The following is a 23,865-nucleotide window of genomic DNA, read 5'->3' as shown; positions in this document are numbered from 1 at the left end:
TATGAAGAAGCAGGTGCTTTACGCACGATTGTCATGTACTTCAATCGTCGACACCGCATCGAAGAGAGCATCAAGCGTCGGATTCGTGACATGATCGAGGAATGTGTCAACGTCTTCCGACGAACGAAGACGAACGATTTTGTCCGCTTCACCTATAAATGGCGGCTCGATTCGTTGCCGCTGATAGATGTCGTAGTACGACGATTCGCCACGAATTTCTTGTCCATCGCGTTTGGAGTGAGTCAGTCGGTTTGAAAGGATGGCTTCGGGTAAGTCGAACCAGACGAGGATCGAGCGGAACGTCGAACGGGAGAATGGATCTAATAATTGTTTCCGACCAATCCGCGAGGTGTTGGCGTTACATAAGATGATCGTCTCGACGGAAGACGTGATTGCCTGTTCGATCAACCATCCCGTCAAGTCATGTTTGATCTGATTCGGTCCTTCTGTTGGAACGAGGTCCGAATAATGTTCGAGCAAAAAACGTGCTTGAAGATCCTGATCGATGACAAGGCTTGTTGGTAGACGTTGAGCAAGCTGTCGTGCGAACGTCGTTTTCCCGGCATGGGTCGGTCCAATCGTCAACAGGACGGTCCTCATGACGTCAGTTGTTCTTCCGGTAAGCGATCGGCGAGAATCTGCGCGAGCCAGTCTTCTTTCGTTCCGAAGCAAGGAGTCGTCCGTCCGATATGATAAAACGTACTGGCCAATGGTCCGGTGAAGTAGGTCGCATCCGGCATACATAAGTAAATCGGGCGATTCGTTGCGAGCGCAATCCCGAGTTCGACGTGACTACTTTTTCCTGCTGGTAACACGAGGACGAAGGCGTCCGCTTGTTGCACGGCTTCGAATTCAGCAAGACCAATCTTTCGTAATGCTTCGGGATCCTCTGCCCGATCATTCATCGTCCAGTCGTATGTTACATCGTGTCCACGCAAGCGGAGTTCATCCCGGAGCCAGCGGACGGTCAACGTGTGATCAAAGCGAGAAGCGATATAAAGGTTCATGTATGGATTCCTTTCTCAAGTAAAAGTTGTTCGATAGCCTGAACGAGCGCGTAGGCTCCGTCAGACGTATTCGATAAGACGGTGACGATCGTTTCCGATTGTGGATAATAGGCGGAATGAAAGCTGACACCCGGATCATAGCCCATGATGTGCCACTTCTCGTGCATGGCATCGAGTCGTTTCAGCCAGACGCCGTAACCATAAGACGCAACATCGTTGACTTTGACGTAGGGATGAAACAGTTGCGTGGTCATCGATTCGGACAGCAACTGATGCGTCAGAAGACTTCGCCAAAAACGTTCCATGTCTGATGCTGTGAGGAAGGCGCCGCCATCAGGTCCGCCAATGATCGGTAACGCATAGTGATTCGTTCGCCACGTTCCGTCTTCATTCTCGATGTGACCGATGGCTGTATCTGCCGGTAGCGAGTCGAGTCGGAAGTAACCAGACTGTGTCATTTGCGCACGAGCGAATAATTCGTTCGTCACGTAATCCGCGAAGGGTTGTTTCGTCAATTGTTCGATCACAAGACCGAGCAGGATGTATCCCGCATTGTTGTAATGAAAACGTTCGCCCGCAGTGAACAGTCTTTTTTGGTCCTGAAACAACGGTAAAAAATCGATGGGACGACGCAAACGGTACATCGGGAAATCTTGAAAGACCTCCTCGAAATCGGTCATCGTCGCTTCGTCAAAATAATCACCGATGCCTGAAGTATGGGTTAACAGATGATGTACGGTCACACCGACTAGATCGATTCCTATGTCCGGTAGAATCGGTGCGACGTGTTCGTCGAGTGCTACCTTTCCTGCCTCGACTAACCGTAAGATGGCGACCGCCGTGAAAAGTTTTGCACCAGAGGCAATGCCGAAGCGTGTCGTTTCTGTATTCGATGCGCGGTAGCCCCGATGCGCGAATCCGTCAGCATGGCTAAAGATTTGTTCACCTTGCTGGTGGATGGAGACCGCCCCTTCGAGATGCGTAAGCTCCGGTAAAGCAATGAGTTTCTTGTACACGTTCATCATCCTCTCTGTTTCCCATCCTATCGAATTCATTCATGCAAGAAAAGGGAATTATAAGAAAAATTTGAAAAAAATGAAACTTTTTAAACGTGTCGCGTATCTAATAGGGGAGTGATTGCCAAAAAGGGGGATGCCGATGTGTTTCGAAAGTCAGGTACAGCATTATCCGACGCTGCTTTTGAAGCAGCTTTATTCGCAGAAGAAGACTATGTGTACCGTATTTCCTTCATTTATCTGAAAGAAGAGGCGGCAGCGCTTGAGAACGTCCAAGAGGTCGCGTATCGGGCATGGCGTGGGCGAAAGAGTTTACGGGATGCTTCGTATTTTAAGACGTGGTTGACGCGCATCACGATGAATTGCGCTTTCCAGCAACATCGAGCGTCGTTTCAGCCGCTCGCGATCGAACCGAGTCAAACGACGTCGTTTGAAGAGCGTCTCGTCGATCGCTTGTACTTGGACGATTTACTGGATGTCCTCGAGCCGACCGAGCGCTCGATCGTCTACTTCCGGTATGAAGAAGATTTGTCATTGCAAGAGATTGCGCAAACCTTCAATGTGCCACTGAGTACGATCAAAAGTACGTTGTACCGCGCACTCGAGAAAGTACGACGACAGAAGGGGATGAGTCTATGAATCACGAGCCAAAATTCTTGATCGACGTACCGTTATCCGTCAGGCAACGAACAATTCAGGGTATCCGCAAAGCGAAACGGCGCCGGCGCTCGGTACAAGCTGTTTGCCTCGCAGCAGGTCTGACGATCATCGGCTTTAGTTCCTTGCATGAGACCGTTCCCGAGCAATCGTCGCAATCGATGGTGGTCGGCATGTATTATGATGAACAGTTATACACGGTAGCCAAAAAAATCACGGATACAGACTGGCAACAGCTGAAAGGGAAGCGACTTGGCGTCACGGATGATGTCTTGACCGATACGGGACTGGAACAGGACACTTCTGATTTTGCGTCGAACCTCGATGCGTTTACCGTGTATCAAGTCAAGGACGATCCGGTATCTGAGCACGTGCTGGTCGTTGGTCAGGAAGAGGGACGAGAACGGGTGATGATTCTGTCACCAGAACAGTAAAAGGGGGGAAAGGGAGATGAACGTTCGGTCCTGGATAACTAGCGATTTGCCGCAATTGGTCAGTTTAATGGCGCAGCTCGGGTATCCGGCAAGCGAGGACGTCTTACGCGAACGATTTTCGCGGGTCACCCGTCATCCGGATTATGAATTGCTTGTGCTAGAAGACGACGATATGCTTCTCGGCTGCGTCGGTCTATTTCAGGCGCAAGCGTTCGAGCATGATACGACCTATGTCCGAATCGTCGCGTTTGTCGTCAACGCGAAACATCGTCGGCAGGGAATTGGACGCCGTTTGATCCGAGCAGCGGAAGACTGGGCGCATGCAAGAGGAGCAACTGCCGTTTTACTGAACAGTGGTAATCGACCAGAACGCGAAGCAGCCCATCACTTTTATCAATCGATGGGCTACAGCGTGACGAGCACGAGTTATTCGAAATCACTCGCTTCATCGTGATTTACGGAAACCATGGAAAGCACGAAATCCTTGTTGTTCATAAAAAGAAGCAGATTGACGAGTTGCCAGAAGATCGATCCGCGTCGGATAGGTAAGTTGCAAGTGATCGAGTAACTGTTGTCCGTACCCACGCTTGCGTGCGTTTCGGCTGACGAGGAGCTCACAGACGAACGTCGTCACTGAACCGTCCGTTAAAGCGCGGACATAGGCAAGGATTTCTCCGTCAGACTCAAGGACGAAAGCGGCATTTGCATTCATCCACGCGTTGCGGGTCCGCGCTTGATCAGCGACGAGATCCTGCCATCCTTCTAATGCGTTCAATCGATGAATCTGCTCAAAATCGTCAGGTTGGAAACGGCGAATCTGTTCCGTCATGGCTGGTTCTCCTTTCGTATCAGGTCTTGGAGTGGGGAAGGTAACTGGCACCAGTCCGAAAATTGCGTGTCAGTCAATGGAACATCGCCTGTGCGCTTCCAAATCGTCTGCATGCCGAGGGCGCGCGCCGGTAAGATGTCGTGGTCGTAATGGTCGCCGACATAAAGGACTTCGTCCGGGCGAACACCTAAACGGTCAGTTAAGCGCAAGAAAAATGCCGGATCCGGTTTACGGACGCCTTCTTGTTCCGAGATCCCGATCTGCGTAAAGGAGGGAGACAGTCCGATTGCGTCACAGACGGCACGTTGGAACGTCGTCCGACCGTTCGACAGTAAGCCGATGGGTAGCTCAGGCGGTAATTGCGCAAAAAAGGTGTCGACTCCCGGAAAGCTCCGTGCGAAGATCGGATAACGCGTCACGTAGTCGTGTAGCAGTACTTCAACAGAAAGCGACAATTCGAAGCGACGAATCATTTCCGTATAGACGACGTCCTTCCAGACGCGTCCTTCTTGATCAAGCAATAAGAACGTCGTGATGTAGTCGTCGATCGGAACATGCGCAACTTCACGAAAACGTTGATGCTGATCCCGAAGGAAATAGGGAAGAGAACCGGACCGGTCATGTAACGTCTCGTCTAAATCAAACAATAAAGCACGAATCAAGGTAAACAACATCTTTCAAAGTATAAAGGAGTGATTATAATGGAACGAATTATGCAACATCAGGGAAAACAAGTGACGTACTACGATGACGGTTCGACAGGTCGACCGTTGTTAGTATTACCATCACTCGGTGGAACGTATCAGGACTGGGCGGACATTCTGACGAAACTAACACCGGAATATCGCGTCGTCAGCTTTCATCCGCACGAATGGTCAGACGATTATATGGACGGAACGACCGGCATCTTACGCCAAATCGACCAGTTTCTCAGCGCAACGAATATCACGATCCCGGTCACACTCGTCGGACATTCATACGGTGGTCTCGTCGCACAAGCTTTCGCTTTACATTGTCCGGAACGTGTCGCCGGTCTCGTCCTCGTCGAGGCGACATCCGTTGACTTAGAAGAACTTGATCAGCTCGATACACCGACGCTCGATCAAGAAGGGGACGACGCCGTCTGGATCGAACGATTCGCGGAATTAGCGACAGCAACTGATTTACGTGACCGTTTCCCGGATGGTGACGACCGTACGGATTGGAACCCAGCGTACTATCAGGCGATGCATGCCATCATTTCAAAGTGGAAGAGTGATGCGAAGGCGCTTCAGCCACTCATGCGCGATCTTGGGTTCCCGATGACCGTTCTCGGTCGGGATAAAACGAACTCAATCCAGACGATGATAGCAGCCGGTTTTCCGGAAGATGAACTCGAACGAATGGAAAATAAATGGCAGGAATTAATACGGCGACAGGCGAATCTATCCTATCAGGCGAACGTGACGTTCGTTCCGGGCACATCTCACCTGATGCATCGCGATCGTCCGGACGTCGTCGCAAGCGCGATTTTGACACTACATCAACCGAAGGAGTTTACCGTATGACACGCATGTACGTACTGCATGGGTTAATGGGAACGGCAGCGACACACTTTGCACCACAGCTCTCCGCTTTAGCGGATGATTTTACGTTTATTCCGATTGATCTGCCTGGTCACGGAATGACGACGGAACCGGTAACGGAGGATTACTTACAACAAGCAACACGTGCCATCCGCGAACGGATGGCACAGGAAGGTCCAGGATGGATTCTCGGGTTGTCGCTTGGCGCGACGCTTGCGATGCAACTGGCACTCGATCCACCGGACGAACTCGAAGGAGTATGTATCACGGGTTTTTCACCATTCATTCCTAAAGCGATGGAACCGCTGATGCGCAAGCAACGAGAGTTCTTCCTCGACCTCGAACAGCAAGCACCGGAAATTGCCGACCAGTTCGAACAGTTGCATGGTCCTGGCTGGAAAACGACGGCGCGGGCAGTCCTTGATTTGATGACATTCCGTTTCCCGGCACTGACGGAAACGATGCTGCAGTCGATCACCTTACCGGTCGTCATCCTAAATGGAACGAATGAAACATACGAAGTCGACGCAACCGCGTTCGTTGCGGAACACGTGCCGAACGTCATCGTCTTACCAGTCGAGGGAGCCGGGCATACAGCGAATCTCGATCAACCGGAACGCTTCAACACCTTATTGCTTCAAGCCCATCAATCCATGCTGGCGACTTAAGCGCTCATTCATCTTTTCTTGATACATCTGCTCATCTGCCTCATGCAGGACGTCGTCGACACGGCGTCCTGATGTCGTATGAACGGCGCCGATTGCGAGTCCGATTTCGTGTGTCGCGAACGTTGAGCGAACGTGTTCAACGAATCCCTCGAACAGCTCAATCGACGGACTATCGTCAATCAAGACAAATTCATCACCACCGATCCGGTAACCATGATCTGTTAAGCGGCGGATGCAAAGTCCTGTTTGTTCAAGCAAGGCGTCACCGACCGCGTGACCGAACCGGTCGTTAAGATCCTTTAGTTCATTCAAGTCAAGCAGAATCAATCCATACGTCGCCTTCTCTTGATCGAGATCGCGGACAGCCTCGTTGAAGGCATGGCGATTCCCAAGCCGTGTCAAGGCATCGATACGGTATTGATCGAGTAATGCCTGTTGTGATTTCAACTGCTCGTCAATGTTACGGATCACCCCTTGGATGGCAACAATCTGTCCATTTTCACGAATCGGTGTCGCATATTCTTCGAACCAGACGTACGTCCCGTCATTTGTCCGCCAGCGTTGCCGGAACGGTTGATCGTAGTCACAGTCGCCCGAAATCTTCGACATCAAGACTTCGATGTCTTCCGGATGAATCCTTGCAAAACACTGATCCGGATCCATATAGCTGGCTGCTGCCACTCCCTTGCCGATATGGTCATCGAGGGACGGACTAATATATCGGAATCGATATTCCGGATGGACTTCAAACACGTAGAAGATATCTTTACATAATGCAATTGTATCCGGTTGTTGCTGGTGGAATAACCGGAAACTGAGCAACATTAAAAGACTACCTATAATCAATCCCAATACAAATATGACGTCCACCTCCTGTACTCAACGTCCATCATATCACGATTGGGTATTATTCCCTATTATTGTAAAAAACCGCTTCGTTTAGACTACGAAACGGTTTTTTGGTTTATTCCAATTCAAGTAAAACACGGAATCCGCGGCTCGCATAATAGGAATCCACTCCGTTGTGATAGATGAATGTCGTCTCATAACGACGATCTCCAAACAAAGCGCCACCTTTTTGACGAATCACGTCTGGTGTTGCGAGCCAACTGGAGGTCTTTTCGTCAAGCGAAAACTGTGTCTGAAGTTTTTGATATTGTTCTGGTGTCAACAGGTCGAGATCGAGTGCTTCAATCATTGACTCGACGCTAGCTTCGGGCGCATTTTTCTTTCGACCGAGTCGAGCGACTTCGTCAAAACAAACGCTTCGTCGACCAGCTGGACTCTCTTTGACCGTATCGATGATGACGAATCGTCCATCAAGGTTTACGACATTCGGTTCTCCTCCTGTTTGTTCCATCCAAGCGAGTGCTGATCGTTTTGAAGGTGTCAGACGTGACTCGACCTCAATAAACAAAAGACCATCGTGGTAATCAGGTGTAGCTTCAAAGCGATCACGAAACACCGTTAATTGTTCATTCATCGATAAAACCTCACTTTCTTATTCTCTTTTTTCATTATTCTATGAATTCGCTCTCATTACAATCGTACATAGACTGAATAAGTCAATCTGAAGATAATTGACAAATGAAATCGAACTACCTACACTAATTGTACATATTAGGTTTCTGTCACGATCGCGTGTACAGGAATAACATTCAGGAGAGGAGCCAACCGTATGCGCTGGATCAGTTATGCGGCTGTTGTGACGATTCTTTCGTTCTTAGCGTTCACGGCGTATTCGTTCCTGACAACGATTGACTTTGAGATCGTCTATCAGTTCGGGACGTTTGCGATGACGTTATCCTATTTTATCTTTGGATTACCGATGTTATGGATTGTCCGACATTATCCATTGACCCTTCGGTTGCTTATCTACGTGACGACGAGTAGCGTCGTTCTGTTTTTGTTCATTGGTCTATATGAAGTGTGGCACGAAGCATCGCTGTCTCCACTACCACCAATCGGTAGCATGATTCAGTTCACGACTCTTGCATGTATATTGTTCGTCTTACCGTATGAGATCGTCTATCGTAAAAATTTCGTTTCTATTCAACCGAGAGTTTCCTGACAGTATTCTTGTTCCATAAGAGTACTGCTTTTTATTTCCTTTCATTTAGAAGGAATTACCAATCTATTCTTGAATAGTACGTTATCAAGAATAATGGAGGGGTACATATGGAAGGAACATTTCAATGCAAACAGATGGGAAAATCATTTTCAGGAGACGGCGTCGAGACACATGCGTTACAAGACATCGACGTGACACTTGAGGCGGGCGACTTCATTTCGATCATCGGACCTTCGGGATCTGGAAAATCAACGTTACTCAGTCTAATCGGCACGCTCGATCGACCGACGAGCGGGGAGTTGCATTATGACGGGAAACCAATCAACAAATTGAACAGTAAAGAATTATCCGACTTTCGCTTCGAAAACATCGGCTTCATCTTCCAGCAGTTTCATTTGATTCCGACGCTGACGGCGCTTGAAAATGTCATGGCGCCACTGTTTGGTCGGAAAGTACCGTATGATAAAAAAGAACGCGCCGAGCAGTTACTCGCGCAAGTCGGTCTCGCCGATAAAGCAGGCAGTTTGCCGTCGCAACTTTCCGGTGGACAACAACAACGGGTCGCCGTTGCCCGAGCACTCGTTCATGAACCGAAATGGTTGCTTGCCGATGAGCCAACAGGGAACCTCGATACAGATACGGGAGAAATCATCTTCAATCTTTTACGGTCATTAAACGAAGAGAAAGGGTGTGGCGTCTTGTTTGTCACCCACGACCCGGCACTTGCGGAACGAGCGAATCGAACGATCGAGATGCGAGACGGCGTTATTATCGAAGATCGTCTCGTCCGTGTCTGAGCCTCGTTTTTGAACTCCGTTCCTCCACCCTTTACACTTAAGAGGGTAGAGGAGGAATGCGTGATGCGACTAGGAATACTGGATCAAGTACCATTGCATGAGGGCGATACGGTCGAAGCGACGATGGAAGCGACGGAACGACTCGTCTTAGAAGCCGAGCGACTCGGTTACGAACGGTACTGGTTCGCAGAACACCATAATACGAACGGTTTGCTCAGTGCATCACCGGAGTTGTTCATTGCCCGAATGGGTGCGCAGACTTCAAAAATCAAACTTGGTTCAGGTGGAGTGTTGTTACCGCAATATCATCCGCTAAAAGTGGCCGAGAGTTTTGCAACACTCGACGCCTTTTATCCGGGACGGATCGAACTTGGGATCGGCAATTCTCCGGGTGGAAGTGAGCGGACACGACTTGCCTTGACAGATGGTGAAAAAAATCGGGCATCTGAGTTTAGTCGACTCGTTCAGGAAACGGCTGGCTTCTTGACAGATAGTCTATCGAATCGACACCCATACCGGATCGTCAAGACGACACCGCGTGATCGGCAAGCGTCTCCGATCTCAATCCTTGGTCTGTCGCCACGTAGTGCGCAAATTGCTGCAGAACAAGACCGTGGTCTCGTTTTTGGTCACTTCATCAATCCGGATCGTTGGGAAGAGACACTTTCCACTTATCGTGAGGCAGGAGGAACAGACGTCATCGTCTGCGTTTTCGTCATCTGTGCCCCGACGCAAGAAGAAGCAGAACGTCTCGCTCGAACTCAAGATGCCTGGATTCAAGGCGTTCGACTCGGCAATTCAATCGTTCCGTCGTTTGCCTCGACTGAAGCAAAAATCTGGAATGACGTTCAAGCGGAACGGATCCGTAAAGATCGACGGCGAGCGATTGTCGGTACACCGGACGTTGTTGCGCAGGAGCTTGAAGCATTAGCAACGCGTTATCAAACAGATCAGTTTTTACTCATCAACAATGCCTTTGATCAAGAAAAGCGATTGCAGTCGTACCAGCTCATCGCGGAGCGACTTCTTTAAACAGAACAGGACCCCTCATTAGCTTTTTTACTAATGAGGGGTCCTGTCTACACATCTACATTCAATTAACGTTGCGCTGTCGGACGAATTAAGATTTCGTTGACCGCGACATCTTCTGGTTCGTTGACAGCATATGCGATAGCACGCGCAATCGCGCTCGCATCAATGGCTTTCAAGTCACCAATTCCTTGTTTGATCTCTTCATCCGAGATATGGTCCTTCAATTCCGTATCGACCGCTCCCGGTGAGATGATTGTTGCACGGATGTGATTGTCGACCGATTCTTCCTTACGAAGACCTTCCGTGATGGCGCGCACCGCGAATTTCGTACCGCTGTAGACGGCGCTCGACGGCATGACTTCATGACCGGCGACAGAAGAGATGTTGATGACATGTCCGCTTTTTTGTTCGCGCATATACGGCAGGACTGCTCCGATTCCATGGAGTACGCCTTTAATGTTGACGTCGACCATCGTGTTCCATTCGTCCTGCTGATTCTTATGGAGGTGCGATAGTGGCATTAATCCAGCGTTGTTGACGATGACATCAACAGAACCAAACTTGTCTTTCGCAAGTTTTGCGAGTGCATCAACTTGCTCACGATCGGTAACATCCGTCACTTGATAAACGGCTTGACCACCTTCAGCTTCAACCGCTTTGACAAGCTCTTGCAAACGATCTTCCCGACGTGCAGCAAGAACGAGTTTTGCTCCTTGTTTCGCAAGCTCTTTCGCGGTTGCTTCCCCGATACCGCTTGATGCCCCTGTAATGATGACGACTTTATCTTGAATCATCTGAACTCCTCCTTCTGAATAACGTACTCCTTGAGAGATATTGCCGCTTTTGTTGATTTAAAAACATCAAGTAGGAGGTTTGTCTATGAAACGTTTTCTATTTATTGGATTGATTGTGATTGCGATTGCAGTCGGATGGTTTTTTTCACGTGATCCATTTCGACATCAACCACCAGAACCTACCGTGACAATCGAAAACCGTGAAGTAAAGGTATATAGAGGTACCTATAGTTGGTCAGGCATGTTTCGCGGAGAAACAGCTGATGCAAAGGCCGAAGCCGTCGATTTAGTAAAAGGTGATTCGAGTACGCGAGCAAATCCTGAAGATCGATTGACGATTCGTTTTGAAGACGGACCAGCTCCGAAGTCCGTCGCGATTGTCTTATGGTCGGTCAAAGATCATAAAAAGATGAAAACATACAAGAAGATTGAGCGGATTACCGTTCCTTCGACTCCCGGAAAGTATGTCTATCAGATTAAAGCCGATTGGAAAGAAGGTAATGGCGATTTTGCCTTTCCAATTGATGTGAAATGAATAACGGGACAAAAACATATTGACATGATATATGTTTAATGGTAAATGACTCGAATGCTGACCTCTTTTTAAGTTAGAAGAGGTTTTTTTCGTGAAATATAGTAAATAAAGCGCTAGTTTTGATTGATTTAGTCTGAATAATCAGAATATATGAACATTTGAACGAAAGTGTATTTAAATGTTTCGGGTTCTAATGAACGGGAATAAACACACCATACACATAATATTTCATGTGTTGAATCACCTAGGTGAAAGAAGTCAATAATCGTAAAGGAGAGGTGCAGATGAATGGGTTCAATCGATTCTTACTCGTCATCATAGGCATACTCGGACTAATCAGTGTCGGGCTGCTTGTGCTCGGTGTGTATGATGTTCCACGGCTTAGTTCGTTAATCGAGCAGTGGCAGGATCAGCAATGGTATAGCTATACCGTTCTATCCATTGGAGGATTTTTAGCATTCGTATTCGTTATTCTATTATTCACAGGATTATTTAGCCGCTCGAAAGGTCAACGACTGTTGATTCAAACGGGTGACGGAACGATTACGATTTCGAAGGAGACGATCGAACGGACGGCTTTAGAGTCGATTCGTGGGATCGGTGGTGTACGGACACCGCGTGTCCATGCCGATATCCATTCGAAAAAAGAAACGGTCGCTTTAAAAGTCGACTGCTCGGTCTTTGGACAAGATGGGTTACCGACGATTGCGAAGGAAATTCAAGAACGAGCTAAACAAGCTGTCGAATCCTTACTTGAGTTGCCAGTAACGAGTACGAAAGTCACGATCAGTGACACGAAAACGAAAACATCGGAACGTGTCGTCTAAAGGAGGAGAGGGAACATGAAGACAAGAGAAGCACTCTATCCGTATCGGTTCCGACTGATCGGGGGACTTGCCGGTCTAATCCTCGCCATCTTATTCCTGACGATTGGCTTTGGTCCGACAATCCTTATCGTTGCCTTCGCAGCAATTGGATTTTTAATTGGAAAATGGCGCGATGGTGCACTCGACATTGAAGGGTGGATTCAGTTCTTTCAACGGGACTGATTCATATATAACTTACTAAACATTTAAAAGGAGAGATTTCAAATGGCAAACGAAGTAAACCCAACAACTGAAAACGAAGTGGTACGCGAGAATAAATTGACATTCGAAGATCAAGTCATCAAAAAAATTGCTGGGATCGCGTCGAACGAAGTGACAGGCATTTTGTCAATGAGTGGTGGATTCATGAGTGGACTGACGGATCGTCTCCGGAGCACGGAAGACATCACAAAAGGAATTGGTGCCGAAGTGGGAGAACGTCAAGTTGCACTCGATTTGAAAGTCATTGTCGAATACGGCAAAAATATTCCGTCAATTTTCCAAGAGACAGTCGCTAAAATCAAAAAATCAATCAGTGACATGACTGGCCTTGAAGTCGTTGAAGTCAATATGCATGTCGAGGATGTCATGACACGTGCCGAGTTCGAAGCTAAAAATAAATCGAACAACGAACAAGAAGAAAAAAGCCGCGAACTGCAATAAGCAAGTCGAAAGACCCGACAAACTCGCCGGGTCTTTTTTTCATGGAATCGACATGACGTTTGATACATTTGATGATGAGAACGGGAATAGATTAGTATCACGATAGATGAAAGGATGATTCACGATGCGACTAACAGGAAAAACGATCATCGTCACCGGAGCCGGCTCAGGAATGGGTGAAGCCATGGCAAAATTGTTTGCACAAGAAGGCGCACGAATCGTCGCAGCGGACATTCGGTTGGAAACCGTTGAACGGGTCGTCTCTGACATCAAGGAAGCGGGCGGAGAAGCGATGGCTGTTGCGAGTGATATCGCACAACAAAAGGCAGCAGGACAACTCATCAAACAAGCAATCGACGCTTTCGGTAAACTGGACGTTCTCGTCAATAATGCCGGGATCATGGACGGGATGGAGGGCGTGGCAGACATCTCAGATGAACGTTGGGATCATGTCCTTACAGTCAATACGACAGGAACGATGCGTCTGATGCGCGAAGCGGTCAAACATTTCAAGGAAGTAAAAGGTGGTGTCATTCTGAATAACATCTCGATTGGCGGTCTAAACGGTGCCCGAGCAGGAGCAGCCTATACGGCTTCCAAACACGCCGTCATCGGTCTGACGAAGAATACCGCCTTCTTTTATGCCGGAGATGGTATTCGCTGTAACGGAATCGCACCTGGAGCTGTCGAGACGAACATCGGACAATCGATGTCGAATCTGAATGAATTCGGGATGGGGCGCGCGATGCTTGGCATGGGTCTCAATCCACGAGCCGGTCAGCCGAATGAAATCGCAAATTTGGCATTGTTTCTCGTGTCCGACGAGGCGAGTTTCATCAACGGGGCAATCGTCGTCGCAGATGGGGGATGGAGTGCGTATTAAAATGAATACTTTATTTACTAGATTTTAATTTAAAATAGCAGGAACTTGTCGATATAAGGGATAATATGACAATAGGTAAATCATGACCTCAGTTTGAATCCAGGGAGGAATCGGCATGTCGATGCATGAGCAAGTAACACAGGTCACCGACACACAAGTCATCCGGGCAATCGAACAAAATCTAGCCATCATTCGTTTTGATGATCGACGCAAAGTCGCATACGTAAATGAGTTGTTTGCCCGGACGATGGGGTACGAAGTGGAAGAGTTAATCGGTAAATACCATCGTGATCTCTGTTTTCCGGCTTTCGTTAATAGTCCAGATTACGAGCTGTTTTGGCGAAAATTGATGCAAGGCATCACGTATCAGGATAAGATTGAACGCCGGGCTGCTGACGGACAACAGAAGTGGCTCGAAGCGACATATATGCCGATTTACTCGGATGACGGACGCCGGGTCGTCGGGGTCTCGAAAATTGCATCGGACATCACGATTCGCCAGCAGGACGTTTTACGAATGGCGGCCGAACTCAACGAGACATCAGCCTTCTTGACGGTCAAATCGGAAAGTGGTCGACAAGACGGTTTGAACGTTCTTGCGACTGTCCAACAAATCGAGTCGGAATCCGTCGAGAACTTATCGAGTCTTGTCGCCTTGCGTAAAGATGCAAACTCGATCACTGACATCGTCAAGACGATCCGTGAAATTGCGGCGCAGACGAATCTACTCGCCTTGAATGCGGCAATTGAGGCAGCACGTGCTGGAGAACATGGACGCGGATTCGATGTCGTCGCGACCGAAGTCCGAAACCTGTCGAATAAAGTCTCGCATTCGATCGGAGAAATCAAGGAGAATATCGAAGGGATCGTTGAGCGGATCAAGGAGGTCTCGCACAGTATCGAACGGATTTCAAGCAAGGTAAAGGACAGTACCGGTCAGCTTGAACATACGGTGAGTGAGTTCGATCAGTTGGCTGATTCTGCGAAACAACTGGAGCACCAGGCAAAACAATTCGTCGACGTTTTATAAATGAATCCATTATACCGGAACGTTCAAGCAAACGACTTGTACATTCCGGTATATTTTTTTATGTTGTTTAAACAATATAGAGAAATAAAAAAGATGCTTGTTAAATCGGAATCATTACGATATGATTTAAAACGTAATTATTCCGATTTAAAGGTGGAGAGCAATGTCTACATATAAAACAACATGCCTCATCGGGAGTGTCTTACTGAGTTTGACACTTGCCGGTTGTGTTTCTTCTGAAAAAAAGTCAGATCAAGCGCATTTGACGTTCGTTTATAACTTCGCGACACAATCACTCGATCCACATCGGGACAGTAGTTATGTTCCGCTCCGCGCGGGAGTAACGGAGACGCTCGTTCGTCTGGATGACGAACGATTGACGGTCGAGCCGTGGCTCGCGAAGAAATGGTCCTACGAAGGAAAACGAACATGGCGGATCGTCTTACAAGACGACGTGACATTCCATAATGGAAAACAACTTGATGCCGCTGGGGTCAAATCGTCACTTGAGCGCTCGATTCAGGAAAATCCGGGTGTCAAAAATGCCTTGAACATCAAGACCATCAAAACAGACGGACCGGATTTGCTCATTCAAACGAAGACGACCTATCCGGAGTTCATCTCAGAACTCGTTAATCCGAACACGGCAATCATCGATACGGATGCAGACGGTGTGACACAACAACCGATCGGTACAGGACCGTTTCAAGTCGAGCGATTTGCTCCCGGAACAAAAGTCGAATTAAAGCGCTTTTCGTCGTACTGGCAAGAACAAGCGAAACTCGCTTCGATTGATTTCGTCTTCAACGAAGACGCCGGAGCACGGACGAATGCTTTACGTGCCGGACAAGCGGATATTGTCTATCGTCCAGAGATCGAGAGTGTCAAACAACTGAAATCGGAAGGGTTGACGGTTCAAGCGACAGATACGTTTCGTGTCCATCAGGTGACGATGAATGTCGCGAATGGACCGATGCAATCGCTTGAAGTCCGACAAGCGATGGACGCTTTGATTAATCGACAACAGCTCGTCGACCATGTTCTTCAAGGGTATGCTGTTAAAGCACGCGGTCCGTTCCTATCATCATTCCCGTTCGCTCCAGAGTATCCGAAGCAAGAGCAGAAGACACCTGAAGAATGGCTAAAGCAAGCAGGCTACATAAAACGAGATGGCTTGATGCAAAAAGATGGTCGTCCCTTAACGTTAATGTTATTGACGTATGCCGCTAGACCTGACTTACCAATGATTGCCCAAGTCATCCAGGACGACGCGAAAAAGATCGGTGTGACGATCAAGATCAAGCAAATTGATGTCCCGGAAGAATATATGGCGAGTAACCGGGACTGGGACATGGCGACATACAGCAATCTGACAGCTCCTCGCGGTGATGCCGGGTATTACTTGAATGCGACCTATCATCCAAACGGAGGATTGAACTTCAGTCGTGTTACAGATCCAGTCTTGACGAAACAAGTCGAGACGTTGAATCGAACGCTTGAGGTCGATGAGCGCTCACGTCTTGCTGAGCAGATTGCACGATATGTCGATCAAAAGCGTTACAACAGCTTCTTGCTCCATCCTTCGACGCTTGTCGCCTATGACAGCAAACGTGTCAAAGGGTGGAAGACAGAAAAAAGTGAGTACTATATGATCACGAGTACGCTTCGGGTGAACGAGTAATGCATCCGATTGTCAAGCGATTGCTATCGCTGAGTCTTTTTACGCTCATTATGACGTTCAGTTGTTTTAGTTTATTGCGTTTATTACCGGGAGATCCGGTTTTGACGTTATTAAATATCGATGAATTATCAGCGACACGCGAACAAATCGAGGCCGCACGCCGTGAATTAGGGTACGACCAGCCACTACTCATGCAATACGTTCATTGGTTGCAAGATATCCTTACCTTACAGCTTGGAGATTCATTGCAAACCGGACGACCGGTCATCGAGATGCTGCGCGAGAGTTATCTCGTGACGGCAGAACTGGCGTTAGGAGGAATTGCGATTGCGTTACTGATCGCGTTACCACTTGGAATCGGGAGTGCAATGACAACGCGTCACTACGTCGAGCGACTTGCAAACGCCGTTAGTATCGCGGGTGCAGCGATACCTGGTTTTTGGATTGGTCTGTTACTCGTTGACCTGTTTGCTGTCCGCCTCGGCTGGCTTCCCGTGATGGGACGAGAGGGAATGACGTCGCTCCTTCTCCCAGCACTCTCACTTGGTTTTCCGCTTGCGAGCGTCTACATCCCGTTGATTCGACTGAATTTACGGCGTGAACTGGACCAACCGTATATTGAATTGGCACGGATTCGCGGTGTAGCGGAGCGGACGATTCTTTGGCGTTATGCGTTACGTGGAAGTCTGCCACCGGTTCTGTCCGTATTCGGTCTGACGCTTTGTAGTCTTGCCGGAGGCGTCGTCGTCCTTGAAGTGCTGTTCACGTATCCGGGTGTCGGGAAGTTGATGGTCGATGCGATCTTACAACGTGATTATCCGCTAATCCAAGGATACATCTTGCTGACGACAGGCGTCATTCTCGTATTGCATCAAGGAATCCGATCGCTGAACCGGGTATTACGACCAGATTGGAAAAGGGGCACAGATCGATGAAAAAAAAAATGATGTATTTTGGGGGATGTCTACTACTTTTTATTTCATATACCGTATTTAATAATCCTTTTACAGTAAAAGTAACGAAGAGACTTGAACCCTCTTCTATTGAACATTGGCTTGGAACAGACGGTTTAGGACGAGATTTCGCAGCTCGTCTTTTTTTAGCTGGTTTGATATCCTTAGGTTTCAGCCTACTTACTGTTTTGCTCACTGCAATCATCGGTACTTTCCTTGGTTGTATTGCTGGATTTTATGGTGGACGTCTCAATCGTTTGATACACCGATTAGCAGATGGTCTCGTCATTTTTCCGGATACCGTTCTAGCACTCGTCATCGCTGGATTATTCGGTGCAAGTCCACAAGGCTTAATCTTTGCGATTTTACTCATCAAATGGATCTCTTATGCGCGATTAAGTGAGACGCTCGTGACCGAGACGATTCAAAAACCATATATCAGCATGGCACGAATCAATGGTCTAACGGACAAGATGATTTTACGAAGCCACATCCTTCCACCGATCATCCGTCAAGTCGTCGTTTTGATGAGTTTGGATGTCGGGAAAGTCATCTTGTTCCTGTCAGCGTTCTCTTATATCGGTCTTGGTGTCCAGGCACCATTTCCAGAATGGGGAGCAATGTTAAACGAAGGGCGTCCTTATTTCAGTTCGGCTCCTCGACTCATGCTTTTACCAGGTGCGTGTATCGTCCTCATCGTCGTTGCGACGATGGGGTGGACCCGGCGGATGAAGAAGAAAGGAGGACAATCAGATGATTCAGATTCGGCGCTTACACGTTCGGGCGAAACACGTCCTTCTGCATGATATAAACCTATCGCTGCCGGCTCATCAATTCATCTGTCTCGTAGGAGCGAGCGGAAGTGGAAAAACACTCCTGCTTAAACGACTACTAGATCGATTGCCGGACGGGATGTCCTCTAGAGGTGAGGTCCTTTCAGATGAACCACTTCGACGAGGACTTGATATCGGTTACATACCACAACAATACACAGATGCGTTTCTTCCATTTTTGACGATGCGTCAGATGTTACGGGATACGTATCGTGCGCATAAACGAAAGGTCGATCAACCTCACATCGATCATGTCTTGCAAACGCTCGAGTTGGACCCTGCTTGGTTGGACCGGTTTCCATCCGAGTTAAGTGGTGGGCAATTGCAACGATTCGCAATCCTATTTGCCGTCGCCTTAAAACCGCGGTTGATCTTGGCGGATGAGTTAACGACGGCACTTGATCCCGTCTTGACACGTCGTTTACTCGACTGGTTGGCCGAATACCAACACCAGTACGGTGCAACGATCTTGTTCGTCACCCATGAATTAGGACCTGCTTTACATTATGGCGACCAGCTCGTCTTGATGCAGGAAGGGCAAATCGTCGAGACGGGAACTCCACAGATGATGAAACGAAGTCGTCACCCGTTCACGCTTGCCTTGATGCAAGCGCATCGTATATCAATGGAAGAAAGGAAGAAATCATGCCATCTGTCTTATCCGTAACAAGCCTTACTTATCAAATGAAGGAGCAACCCATCCTCTCGAATATCTCGTTTCAAGTGATGGCAAAGTCGTCATTTGGCATCATTGGTGAAAGTGGGAGTGGGAAGACGACACTCGGACGATTGATCCTTGGTCTACTCGAGCCCTCTCATGGTTCGATTTTCTTACATGGAAAGATATTTCCGAGTGGGCAACAAAACGAACGACGAGCAATTCAGGCTGTCTTTCAACATCCGCTCGCTTCTTTTAATCCAGAATGGTCGGTCCGCGATTCGATTCTTGAACCATTTCGTTGTCATCGCCCAATCTTAAGGTATTTTCCAGCGACGTCAGAAGAGGATCTCATTGAAGCATTAGCTCTTGCTGTCGGGGTAGAGTCACGGCTATTCGCTCGACTTCCTCATCAATTAAGTGGGGGGCAAATTCAACGTGCCGCGCTTGCCCGCGCGATCTCGATTGAACCCGACGTCATTGTCATGGATGAACCAACGACAGGTCTTGATGTCGTTTCTCGGGCGCGTATCATCGAACTATTGGAACGCTTGCAACAAACACTCGGTGTCAGTTTTGTATTAATTTCGCACGATATCGACTTTATCCGTCGTCTGTGTTCAGAAATACTCGTCTTACGCGACGGTCATGCTGTTGATTTGATTGACCGACTAGAATCTGGTGGTTCCTATACGCAACGATTCGTGGAGGCGGGCACATGGTGAGTACTCAACCGAACCACAAAACGTTTTGGTTACTTGCCTATCCGCTCATTCTCTCAAGTATTGCGACACCGTTGCTTGGTGTGACCGATACGGTCGTCATCGGTCAATCGGGTGATCCGCGCGCGATCGGTGGCATTGCTGTTGGTGCCGTCTTCTTCAATACAATCTACTGGTTGTTCGGCTTTTTAAAAGTCAGTACGACAGGATTCAGTGCTCAGGCAAGCGGCGCGAATGACGCCCATGCCTTACGGATTTCGCTCTACCGACCGCTGTTCCTAGCAGCCTGTATCGGTTTGCTCATTTTGTTATTCCGCCAGCCGCTTGAACAGATTGGACTCTATTTACTTGCGCCACCCGCTGACTTGCTGGATGCAGTCAAGACATACATCTCGTACCGGATGATTGGCGCACCGTTCGTCTTGATGGGTTATGCGTTACTTGGCTGGTTAATCGGAACGGGACAAGTTAAACATGCTTTATTCGTCCAATTATTCAGTATCGGGGTCAACGTCGTACTCGATATTGGATTCGTCTACGGATTGAACACCGGTGTTGCTGGAATTGCGCTTGCGACCGTCATCGCGGAAATCAGCATTGTCGCCTGCAGTCTCTATCTGATTCGGAGTCATTTGTCGATGACGCGCGACGAACTGCGTGCCTTGACGGATTGGCACGCCTACCGTCAATTCTTTCGTGTCAATCGAGATTTATTCATTCGAACGATTTTCCTGTTACTCGTTACCGGCTGGTTTACACGAGCGGGAGGACAATTCGGACCAGATATCCTTGCAGCCAATGCGATCCTACTGCAGATTCAGTATCTGATCTCCTATTGGTTTGGTGGACTCGGTCATGCGTCAACCGTTCTTGTCGGTCGGGCGAGAGGGCATCAAGATCAGGAAGCATACCGGACGAGTGTCCGTTTGGCACGGACGTTCGGATTCTACTCAGTCGTGTTCTGGTCACTTGTGCTCCTATTCCTTGAAACACCGCTGCTTCAGTTGTTCACTTCAGAAGAAGCGATCCTAGACGCGGCGCGCGACTATTATCTCTGGATCATCATCCTACCGCTGATTGCCGGGTGGGCGATGATTTACGAAGGAATTTTTGCTGGTCGTGTCGAGGCAACTCCAGTCCGGAACTCGATGATTCAAGCAGGGATCGGTTTTGCGATTGTGCTGCTGTCGACATCAAGTTTTGACAATCAGGGAGTCTGGGCAGCATTTCTGACGTTCTTTTTAATCCGCTCCTTATCGTTGATCCTCGTAGAAGCGAAACAATGAATAACCCGAAATTCCCTCATGCAGATGAAGGAACTTCGGGTTATTTGTCGTCGATCGCTAAAGGGCGGACGAATAGGGCATTCAAGTGATGGACAAGGACATGACGTAATCGTTCTTTCGGGAGACGTTCTGGTCGAAACAACGCATGAAAGGCTAATCCATCAACGAGTGCTGCGAGACGTTCGCTCTCAAGCTCGATGTCTATATCTGCTCGGAACGTACCGTCCGGAATCCGTGTCAGTAATACCAGACACATGTGGTAAATGTCGTCTGGATTCTCTGTTGATTGAGACGCATATGCAGACATCATGAATTGGAACCAGACCTGCATCTCAAGCTGATGCTCAGGTGCATACGGCAAGACTTCGAGTAAGACGTTGCATAACGTCTCTTCTGGTGTTCCTCCCCTCTCGAAAATGGTTGTAATGCGTTCTTGGACCCGTTCTTGGACGAGTTGCATCGAGAAACGGAGCAATTCTTCTTGGGTCGTGAAGTAATACCGTAAGGCACCAAGGGACAGACCTGCTTCCTTGGCGATCGTCCGGACGCTAGCTTGTTCGATACCGACATTAGAAATCGTGCGCCACGTTGCTTCTGCGATGAGGCGTTTTCGTTCTTCGTGATTGACTTGTTTTGGCATACGTTAAGTATATCAGCTTTTTTAGCACGAATGTATTAAAAAGACTAGTCAAGTAACGAAAGTGATGTTATCTTTATGATACAGTCGTATTAAAAAAGGAGAGGATCACGATGCAACTCGTCGCTTGGGCAATCGTTTGTTGTGAAATTCTATTTTGGGTATTCATCGTCGCAGGACTGATCGTGCGTTATGGATTCAGACAAGAGAAGCTTGGTTTTCGATTGATGGCGATGTCACCCGTGATTGATATCGTCTTACTGGTCTTAACAGTGTTGGACTTAAGTCGCGGTAGCACAGCTACGCTTGCACACGGACTTGCTGCGATTTACATCGGCGTATCACTCGCATTTGGGAAGCAGATGATTGCTTGGGCGGATGGGGTGTATCGCCGGGTGATCCTCAAGGAACAAGTAGCAAAAGAACGCATATCGCGTGCGCGACGGGAACGCAACGGATTCTATCGGCACATCCTGGCATTCTTGATTGGTGGTGCCTTACTCGGAGCAATGATTCTCTGGCTCGGAAATACCGAACAAACCGAAAGCCTCTTGCGGACGTTACAACTGTGGGGACTCGTTCTTGTGATCGATGGCGTCATCTCGATGAGTTATACCGTTTTTCCAGCTCGCTCTAAATAAAAACGAACCTTGGCTGTCAGCGGTCGACAGTGAAGGTTCGTTCCCGAATCGTATTCGTATGTACTTCTTTCCGGGCGTCGATTGAATCCCGAATGTGGATGATGTAGCGACGTCCTTTTTTATATCCAGTACGCGGTGGTTTGATTCGGATTTCTTTGCCGTCTAGGACTTCAATCTCCGTTTGCATCCGCTCACCATTTGAATCCGTCACGGTAACCGTACGGTTTGAGACTTGTTCCTTACGTAGTCCTTTCGCGTATTCGATGTCGAAAGTATGATACGAGGAGATGGAGCGGGCACGTGATTTGAAGTGTGGCTCGTCCGTCCGTTCGTCGAGAGTGCAGTAGCAACCCGTGAACAAGAGGCTCGCTGAGAGGAGTATCGAAAATAGATGTTTCACGAAAACGCTCCTTTATGTATTTGGTAATTTTAGTATAAGACAAATTTTGGGTTACGACAATCCTTCTTGAGACCGAGTCGTTGACATCTATTAAAATTGAACAGGTCCATGCTATAATCGACCGAGAGAAAGGAAGCGATACACCATGCCAGTACAACCAGACCAACGTGAAATCATCGTCTCGATTCGGACGAGTTATGACTTTAAAGCTGATACCGGACGCGCAATCCGTGTCATCGAGTTTCACGGACGCCGGACGACACTGTTCGATACGTTCGAAGCGTCGTCACCAAAACGAATGATTTTGATCGAGATGATCCGCGCCGTCCAATCTTTCAAGGAACCCTTCCACATCATCTTCAACGTCGAGTGTAACTTTGGCTTCAAGTATTTGACGGATCAGCGGAAATGGGAAAACCGGGACGTCGGGAATACGTTCCTCGACTTGATTGAACAAGGCGGTCATACGTATGAATTACGGGATTGTTCGTTCTATGAAGGCGGTAAAGCCCTCCAAAAATGGCTCGGCAACACATTAAAGCAAAATAGCTGACAAAAAAGGCTGATTCCACAATGGAGTCAGCCTTTATCCGTTGCATCGATCGTCTCGCTTTCGAGATATCGGTATAACGTACTTTTACTAATACCGGTCTGTTCTCGGATATCAGCGAGCGAATACTCTTTGCTTTGATACATCGCAATCGCGCGGCGGACATTTTCATCGGGTTTGCGCGGTCGACCAGTCTGTTTTCCTTGCTCTTTTGCTTTTGAGAGTCCGGCACGCGTTGACATGCTGATGACATCACTTTGCAACTGGACCAGGTGGCGGGCCGTTTCAAGGAACGACAAAGATGTCCGTTCGCTCGTGCGAATCTGTTCGCGGAGCGACCACAGTGTCGCGCCACGGGTCTCCATGTGCTCGAGCATCTCAATCAAGTGCCGCGTCGAGTCTGCTAAGACATAGAGATGCGTGACGATGACTTCGTCTCCCGCTTGCAGCGCCTCAAGCATCTGTTCAAGTTCCATCCGGCGTTTGGCCGAATCATGGGTCTCGATGATACGTGTCGTCACATCAATCTGATCCGCCTCTGCTTGTTGCGCAGAGCAGTCAGGATCATCCGGATAGGGTCTCATATAGAAATATTGCATGGATGGAGCTCCTCTCTGTCGATCACGATCGACGTCAGTTCCTCATCAGTATACCGTA

At 48.3% G+C, this 23,865-nt stretch carries 33 protein-coding genes; 22 read left to right on the top strand and 11 right to left on the bottom strand.

The window, feature by feature from the left end:
- Positions 1-18: 18 nt before the first annotated feature.
- Genes VJ374_RS08530 through VJ374_RS08520 form a run of 3 tightly spaced genes read right to left on the bottom strand, consistent with a single transcriptional unit; the run spans position 19 to position 2,023 of the window.
- Positions 19-600, bottom strand: a complete 582-nt coding sequence (locus VJ374_RS08530) for an AAA family ATPase (RefSeq protein WP_329468381.1) — start codon at positions 598-600, stop codon at positions 19-21.
- A complete protein-coding gene (locus tag VJ374_RS08525) occupies positions 597-1,007 on the bottom strand; it encodes a toll/interleukin-1 receptor domain-containing protein (RefSeq protein ID WP_290783764.1) in 411 nt (136 codons plus the stop codon). The genes VJ374_RS08530 and VJ374_RS08525 overlap by 4 nt, the downstream gene beginning before the upstream one ends.
- Entirely contained in the window at positions 1,004-2,023 is a 1,020-nt protein-coding gene (locus VJ374_RS08520) for a serine hydrolase domain-containing protein (RefSeq protein WP_329468377.1), read from the bottom strand. The genes VJ374_RS08525 and VJ374_RS08520 overlap by 4 nt, the downstream gene beginning before the upstream one ends.
- 117 nt (positions 2,024-2,140) lie before the next feature.
- Between VJ374_RS08520 and VJ374_RS08515 the strand changes: the two genes are divergently transcribed.
- From VJ374_RS08515 to VJ374_RS08505, 3 genes are read left to right on the top strand one after another with little or no spacing between them, the layout of a single operon-like run.
- On the top strand, positions 2,141-2,662 hold the full coding sequence (locus VJ374_RS08515; protein ID WP_329468375.1) for an RNA polymerase sigma factor: 522 nt from the start codon (positions 2,141-2,143) through the stop codon (positions 2,660-2,662).
- Entirely contained in the window at positions 2,659-3,114 is a 456-nt protein-coding gene (locus tag VJ374_RS08510) for a type 2 periplasmic-binding domain-containing protein (RefSeq protein ID WP_329468373.1), read from the top strand. Before VJ374_RS08515 ends, VJ374_RS08510 begins: the two co-directional genes overlap by 4 nt.
- Positions 3,115-3,130: 16 nt before the next feature.
- Positions 3,131-3,568: a GNAT family N-acetyltransferase gene (locus VJ374_RS08505; protein WP_329468371.1), complete on the top strand. Its 438-nt coding sequence runs from the start codon at positions 3,131-3,133 to the stop codon at positions 3,566-3,568.
- Here VJ374_RS08505 and VJ374_RS08500 read toward each other — a convergent pair.
- Positions 3,560-3,943 carry a GNAT family N-acetyltransferase gene (locus VJ374_RS08500; RefSeq protein ID WP_329468369.1) on the bottom strand — a complete coding sequence of 128 codons (384 nt, stop codon included), beginning with the start codon at positions 3,941-3,943 and terminating at the stop codon, positions 3,560-3,562. The genes VJ374_RS08505 and VJ374_RS08500 overlap by 9 nt on opposite strands.
- The gene (locus VJ374_RS08495; RefSeq protein WP_329468368.1) at positions 3,940-4,605 is read right to left on the bottom strand and encodes an HAD family hydrolase; all 666 of its coding nucleotides are present in this window, start codon (positions 4,603-4,605) and stop codon (positions 3,940-3,942) included. Before VJ374_RS08495 ends, VJ374_RS08500 begins: the two co-directional genes overlap by 4 nt.
- A gap of 39 nt (positions 4,606-4,644) precedes the next feature.
- Here VJ374_RS08495 and VJ374_RS08490 point away from each other — a divergent pair, with 39 nt between their 5' ends.
- Entirely contained in the window at positions 4,645-5,490 is an 846-nt protein-coding gene (locus VJ374_RS08490) for an alpha/beta fold hydrolase (RefSeq protein WP_329468366.1), read from the top strand.
- On the top strand, positions 5,487-6,176 hold the full coding sequence (locus tag VJ374_RS08485) for an alpha/beta fold hydrolase (RefSeq protein ID WP_329468364.1): 690 nt from the start codon (positions 5,487-5,489) through the stop codon (positions 6,174-6,176). The genes VJ374_RS08490 and VJ374_RS08485 overlap by 4 nt, the downstream gene beginning before the upstream one ends.
- On the opposite strand, the gene VJ374_RS08480 is transcribed toward VJ374_RS08485, so the two are convergent.
- Together VJ374_RS08480 and VJ374_RS08475 are read right to left on the bottom strand one after the other, a co-directional pair.
- Positions 6,138-7,001, bottom strand: a complete 864-nt coding sequence (locus VJ374_RS08480; protein WP_329468362.1) for a sensor domain-containing diguanylate cyclase — start codon at positions 6,999-7,001, stop codon at positions 6,138-6,140. The genes VJ374_RS08485 and VJ374_RS08480 overlap by 39 nt on opposite strands.
- 139 nt (positions 7,002-7,140) lie before the next feature.
- Positions 7,141-7,659 carry a DUF4256 domain-containing protein gene (locus VJ374_RS08475; RefSeq protein ID WP_329468360.1) on the bottom strand — a complete coding sequence of 173 codons (519 nt, stop codon included), beginning with the start codon at positions 7,657-7,659 and terminating at the stop codon, positions 7,141-7,143.
- A gap of 195 nt (positions 7,660-7,854) precedes the next feature.
- Between VJ374_RS08475 and VJ374_RS08470 the strand changes: the two genes are divergently transcribed.
- The 3 genes from VJ374_RS08470 (at position 7,855) to VJ374_RS08460 (ending at position 10,076) form a co-directional block, all read left to right on the top strand.
- Complete coding sequence (locus VJ374_RS08470; RefSeq protein ID WP_290750545.1) at positions 7,855-8,247, top strand: hypothetical protein; 393 nt, start codon at positions 7,855-7,857, stop codon at positions 8,245-8,247.
- Positions 8,248-8,354: 107 nt separating this feature from the next.
- Complete coding sequence (locus tag VJ374_RS08465) at positions 8,355-9,044, top strand: ABC transporter ATP-binding protein (protein WP_050677982.1); 690 nt, start codon at positions 8,355-8,357, stop codon at positions 9,042-9,044.
- Between the two features lie 63 nt (positions 9,045-9,107).
- A complete protein-coding gene (locus VJ374_RS08460; RefSeq protein ID WP_329468354.1) occupies positions 9,108-10,076 on the top strand; it encodes an LLM class flavin-dependent oxidoreductase in 969 nt (322 codons plus the stop codon).
- Positions 10,077-10,141: 65 nt separating this feature from the next.
- Here the strand turns inward: VJ374_RS08460 and VJ374_RS08455 are convergent, their stop codons facing one another.
- A complete protein-coding gene (locus VJ374_RS08455; protein ID WP_035407846.1) occupies positions 10,142-10,870 on the bottom strand; it encodes an SDR family oxidoreductase in 729 nt (242 codons plus the stop codon).
- A gap of 85 nt (positions 10,871-10,955) precedes the next feature.
- On the opposite strand from VJ374_RS08455, the gene VJ374_RS08450 reads away from it, so the two are divergent.
- The 12 genes from VJ374_RS08450 to VJ374_RS08395 all read left to right on the top strand — a co-directional run bounded on the left by VJ374_RS08450 (position 10,956) and on the right by VJ374_RS08395 (position 20,980).
- On the top strand, positions 10,956-11,405 hold the full coding sequence (locus VJ374_RS08450) for a hypothetical protein (protein WP_214729496.1): 450 nt from the start codon (positions 10,956-10,958) through the stop codon (positions 11,403-11,405).
- A 284-nt stretch (positions 11,406-11,689) separates the two neighbouring features.
- Entirely contained in the window at positions 11,690-12,232 is a 543-nt protein-coding gene (gene amaP / locus VJ374_RS08445; protein WP_035407854.1) for an alkaline shock response membrane anchor protein AmaP, read from the top strand.
- Between the two features lie 15 nt (positions 12,233-12,247).
- Positions 12,248-12,454 (top strand): DUF2273 domain-containing protein, encoded by a 207-nt coding sequence (locus VJ374_RS08440; RefSeq protein ID WP_035407857.1) that lies wholly within the window; start codon positions 12,248-12,250, stop codon positions 12,452-12,454.
- 42 nt (positions 12,455-12,496) lie between these two features.
- Positions 12,497-12,934, top strand: coding sequence for an Asp23/Gls24 family envelope stress response protein (locus VJ374_RS08435; protein WP_035407860.1), 438 nt, complete (start codon positions 12,497-12,499; stop codon positions 12,932-12,934).
- A gap of 124 nt (positions 12,935-13,058) precedes the next feature.
- Positions 13,059-13,817, top strand: coding sequence for a glucose 1-dehydrogenase (locus VJ374_RS08430; RefSeq protein WP_308101574.1), 759 nt, complete (start codon positions 13,059-13,061; stop codon positions 13,815-13,817).
- Positions 13,818-13,932: 115 nt separating this feature from the next.
- Complete coding sequence (locus VJ374_RS08425; RefSeq protein ID WP_313350705.1) at positions 13,933-14,847, top strand: methyl-accepting chemotaxis protein; 915 nt, start codon at positions 13,933-13,935, stop codon at positions 14,845-14,847.
- A gap of 163 nt (positions 14,848-15,010) precedes the next feature.
- A complete protein-coding gene (gene nikA, locus VJ374_RS08420; protein ID WP_329468344.1) occupies positions 15,011-16,528 on the top strand; it encodes a nickel ABC transporter substrate-binding protein in 1,518 nt (505 codons plus the stop codon).
- The gene (locus VJ374_RS08415) at positions 16,528-17,463 is read left to right on the top strand and encodes an ABC transporter permease (RefSeq protein ID WP_329468342.1); all 936 of its coding nucleotides are present in this window, start codon (positions 16,528-16,530) and stop codon (positions 17,461-17,463) included. The genes nikA and VJ374_RS08415 overlap by 1 nt, the downstream gene beginning before the upstream one ends.
- A gap of 206 nt (positions 17,464-17,669) precedes the next feature.
- Positions 17,670-18,287 (top strand): ABC transporter permease, encoded by a 618-nt coding sequence (locus tag VJ374_RS08410; protein ID WP_329468339.1) that lies wholly within the window; start codon positions 17,670-17,672, stop codon positions 18,285-18,287.
- Complete coding sequence (locus VJ374_RS08405; RefSeq protein WP_308101568.1) at positions 18,235-18,981, top strand: ATP-binding cassette domain-containing protein; 747 nt, start codon at positions 18,235-18,237, stop codon at positions 18,979-18,981. Before VJ374_RS08410 ends, VJ374_RS08405 begins: the two co-directional genes overlap by 53 nt.
- On the top strand, positions 18,960-19,697 hold the full coding sequence (locus tag VJ374_RS08400; protein WP_308101567.1) for an ABC transporter ATP-binding protein: 738 nt from the start codon (positions 18,960-18,962) through the stop codon (positions 19,695-19,697). Before VJ374_RS08405 ends, VJ374_RS08400 begins: the two co-directional genes overlap by 22 nt.
- Positions 19,691-20,980 (top strand): MATE family efflux transporter, encoded by a 1,290-nt coding sequence (locus VJ374_RS08395; protein WP_329468335.1) that lies wholly within the window; start codon positions 19,691-19,693, stop codon positions 20,978-20,980. Before VJ374_RS08400 ends, VJ374_RS08395 begins: the two co-directional genes overlap by 7 nt.
- Before the next feature lie 40 nt (positions 20,981-21,020).
- Here the strand turns inward: VJ374_RS08395 and VJ374_RS08390 are convergent, their stop codons facing one another.
- On the bottom strand, positions 21,021-21,620 hold the full coding sequence (locus VJ374_RS08390) for a TetR/AcrR family transcriptional regulator (protein WP_308101565.1): 600 nt from the start codon (positions 21,618-21,620) through the stop codon (positions 21,021-21,023).
- Between the two features lie 110 nt (positions 21,621-21,730).
- Here VJ374_RS08390 and VJ374_RS08385 point away from each other — a divergent pair, with 110 nt between their 5' ends.
- Entirely contained in the window at positions 21,731-22,258 is a 528-nt protein-coding gene (locus tag VJ374_RS08385) for a hypothetical protein (protein WP_308101564.1), read from the top strand.
- A gap of 16 nt (positions 22,259-22,274) precedes the next feature.
- Here VJ374_RS08385 and VJ374_RS08380 read toward each other — a convergent pair whose 3' ends face one another.
- On the bottom strand, positions 22,275-22,658 hold the full coding sequence (locus tag VJ374_RS08380; protein ID WP_290758543.1) for a hypothetical protein: 384 nt from the start codon (positions 22,656-22,658) through the stop codon (positions 22,275-22,277).
- A gap of 145 nt (positions 22,659-22,803) precedes the next feature.
- Between VJ374_RS08380 and VJ374_RS08375 the strand changes: the two genes are divergently transcribed.
- Entirely contained in the window at positions 22,804-23,211 is a 408-nt protein-coding gene (locus VJ374_RS08375) for a hypothetical protein (RefSeq protein WP_035407875.1), read from the top strand.
- 26 nt (positions 23,212-23,237) lie between these two features.
- Here the strand turns inward: VJ374_RS08375 and VJ374_RS08370 are convergent, their stop codons facing one another.
- Entirely contained in the window at positions 23,238-23,807 is a 570-nt protein-coding gene (locus VJ374_RS08370; RefSeq protein WP_329468329.1) for a recombinase family protein, read from the bottom strand.
- Positions 23,808-23,865: the final 58 nt, after the last annotated feature.

The sequence above is a fragment of the Exiguobacterium sp. 9-2 genome (genome assembly GCF_036287235.1).
Taxonomy (GTDB): domain Bacteria; phylum Bacillota; class Bacilli; order Exiguobacteriales; family Exiguobacteriaceae; genus Exiguobacterium_A.
This window is presented reverse-complemented; position numbering and strand designations above follow the sequence as displayed.

Coding starts and splice junctions, on each gene's coding strand:
- VJ374_RS08530 (WP_329468381.1), bottom strand. CDS start 600: ATGAGGACCGTCCTGTTGACGATTGGACCGACCCATGCCGGGAAAACG.
- VJ374_RS08525 (WP_290783764.1), bottom strand. CDS start 1,007: ATGAACCTTTATATCGCTTCTCGCTTTGATCACACGTTGACCGTCCGC.
- VJ374_RS08510 (WP_329468373.1), top strand. CDS start 2,659: ATGAATCACGAGCCAAAATTCTTGATCGACGTACCGTTATCCGTCAGG.
- VJ374_RS08505 (WP_329468371.1), top strand. CDS start 3,131: ATGAACGTTCGGTCCTGGATAACTAGCGATTTGCCGCAATTGGTCAGT.
- VJ374_RS08500 (WP_329468369.1), bottom strand. CDS start 3,943: ATGACGGAACAGATTCGCCGTTTCCAACCTGACGATTTTGAGCAGATT.
- VJ374_RS08490 (WP_329468366.1), top strand. CDS start 4,645: ATGGAACGAATTATGCAACATCAGGGAAAACAAGTGACGTACTACGAT.
- VJ374_RS08485 (WP_329468364.1), top strand. CDS start 5,487: ATGACACGCATGTACGTACTGCATGGGTTAATGGGAACGGCAGCGACA.
- VJ374_RS08480 (WP_329468362.1), bottom strand. CDS start 7,001: ATGTTGCTCAGTTTCCGGTTATTCCACCAGCAACAACCGGATACAATT.
- VJ374_RS08475 (WP_329468360.1), bottom strand. CDS start 7,659: ATGAATGAACAATTAACGGTGTTTCGTGATCGCTTTGAAGCTACACCT.
- VJ374_RS08470 (WP_290750545.1), top strand. CDS start 7,855: ATGCGCTGGATCAGTTATGCGGCTGTTGTGACGATTCTTTCGTTCTTA.
- VJ374_RS08465 (WP_050677982.1), top strand. CDS start 8,355: ATGGAAGGAACATTTCAATGCAAACAGATGGGAAAATCATTTTCAGGA.
- VJ374_RS08460 (WP_329468354.1), top strand. CDS start 9,108: ATGCGACTAGGAATACTGGATCAAGTACCATTGCATGAGGGCGATACG.
- VJ374_RS08455 (WP_035407846.1), bottom strand. CDS start 10,870: ATGATTCAAGATAAAGTCGTCATCATTACAGGGGCATCAAGCGGTATC.
- VJ374_RS08450 (WP_214729496.1), top strand. CDS start 10,956: ATGAAACGTTTTCTATTTATTGGATTGATTGTGATTGCGATTGCAGTC.
- amaP (WP_035407854.1), top strand. CDS start 11,690: ATGAATGGGTTCAATCGATTCTTACTCGTCATCATAGGCATACTCGGA.
- VJ374_RS08440 (WP_035407857.1), top strand. CDS start 12,248: ATGAAGACAAGAGAAGCACTCTATCCGTATCGGTTCCGACTGATCGGG.
- VJ374_RS08435 (WP_035407860.1), top strand. CDS start 12,497: ATGGCAAACGAAGTAAACCCAACAACTGAAAACGAAGTGGTACGCGAG.
- VJ374_RS08430 (WP_308101574.1), top strand. CDS start 13,059: ATGCGACTAACAGGAAAAACGATCATCGTCACCGGAGCCGGCTCAGGA.
- VJ374_RS08425 (WP_313350705.1), top strand. CDS start 13,933: ATGTCGATGCATGAGCAAGTAACACAGGTCACCGACACACAAGTCATC.
- nikA (WP_329468344.1), top strand. CDS start 15,011: ATGTCTACATATAAAACAACATGCCTCATCGGGAGTGTCTTACTGAGT.
- VJ374_RS08415 (WP_329468342.1), top strand. CDS start 16,528: ATGCATCCGATTGTCAAGCGATTGCTATCGCTGAGTCTTTTTACGCTC.
- VJ374_RS08405 (WP_308101568.1), top strand. CDS start 18,235: ATGATTCAGATTCGGCGCTTACACGTTCGGGCGAAACACGTCCTTCTG.
- VJ374_RS08400 (WP_308101567.1), top strand. CDS start 18,960: ATGCCATCTGTCTTATCCGTAACAAGCCTTACTTATCAAATGAAGGAG.
- VJ374_RS08395 (WP_329468335.1), top strand. CDS start 19,691: ATGGTGAGTACTCAACCGAACCACAAAACGTTTTGGTTACTTGCCTAT.
- VJ374_RS08390 (WP_308101565.1), bottom strand. CDS start 21,620: ATGCCAAAACAAGTCAATCACGAAGAACGAAAACGCCTCATCGCAGAA.
- VJ374_RS08385 (WP_308101564.1), top strand. CDS start 21,731: ATGCAACTCGTCGCTTGGGCAATCGTTTGTTGTGAAATTCTATTTTGG.
- VJ374_RS08375 (WP_035407875.1), top strand. CDS start 22,804: ATGCCAGTACAACCAGACCAACGTGAAATCATCGTCTCGATTCGGACG.
- VJ374_RS08370 (WP_329468329.1), bottom strand. CDS start 23,807: ATGCAATATTTCTATATGAGACCCTATCCGGATGATCCTGACTGCTCT.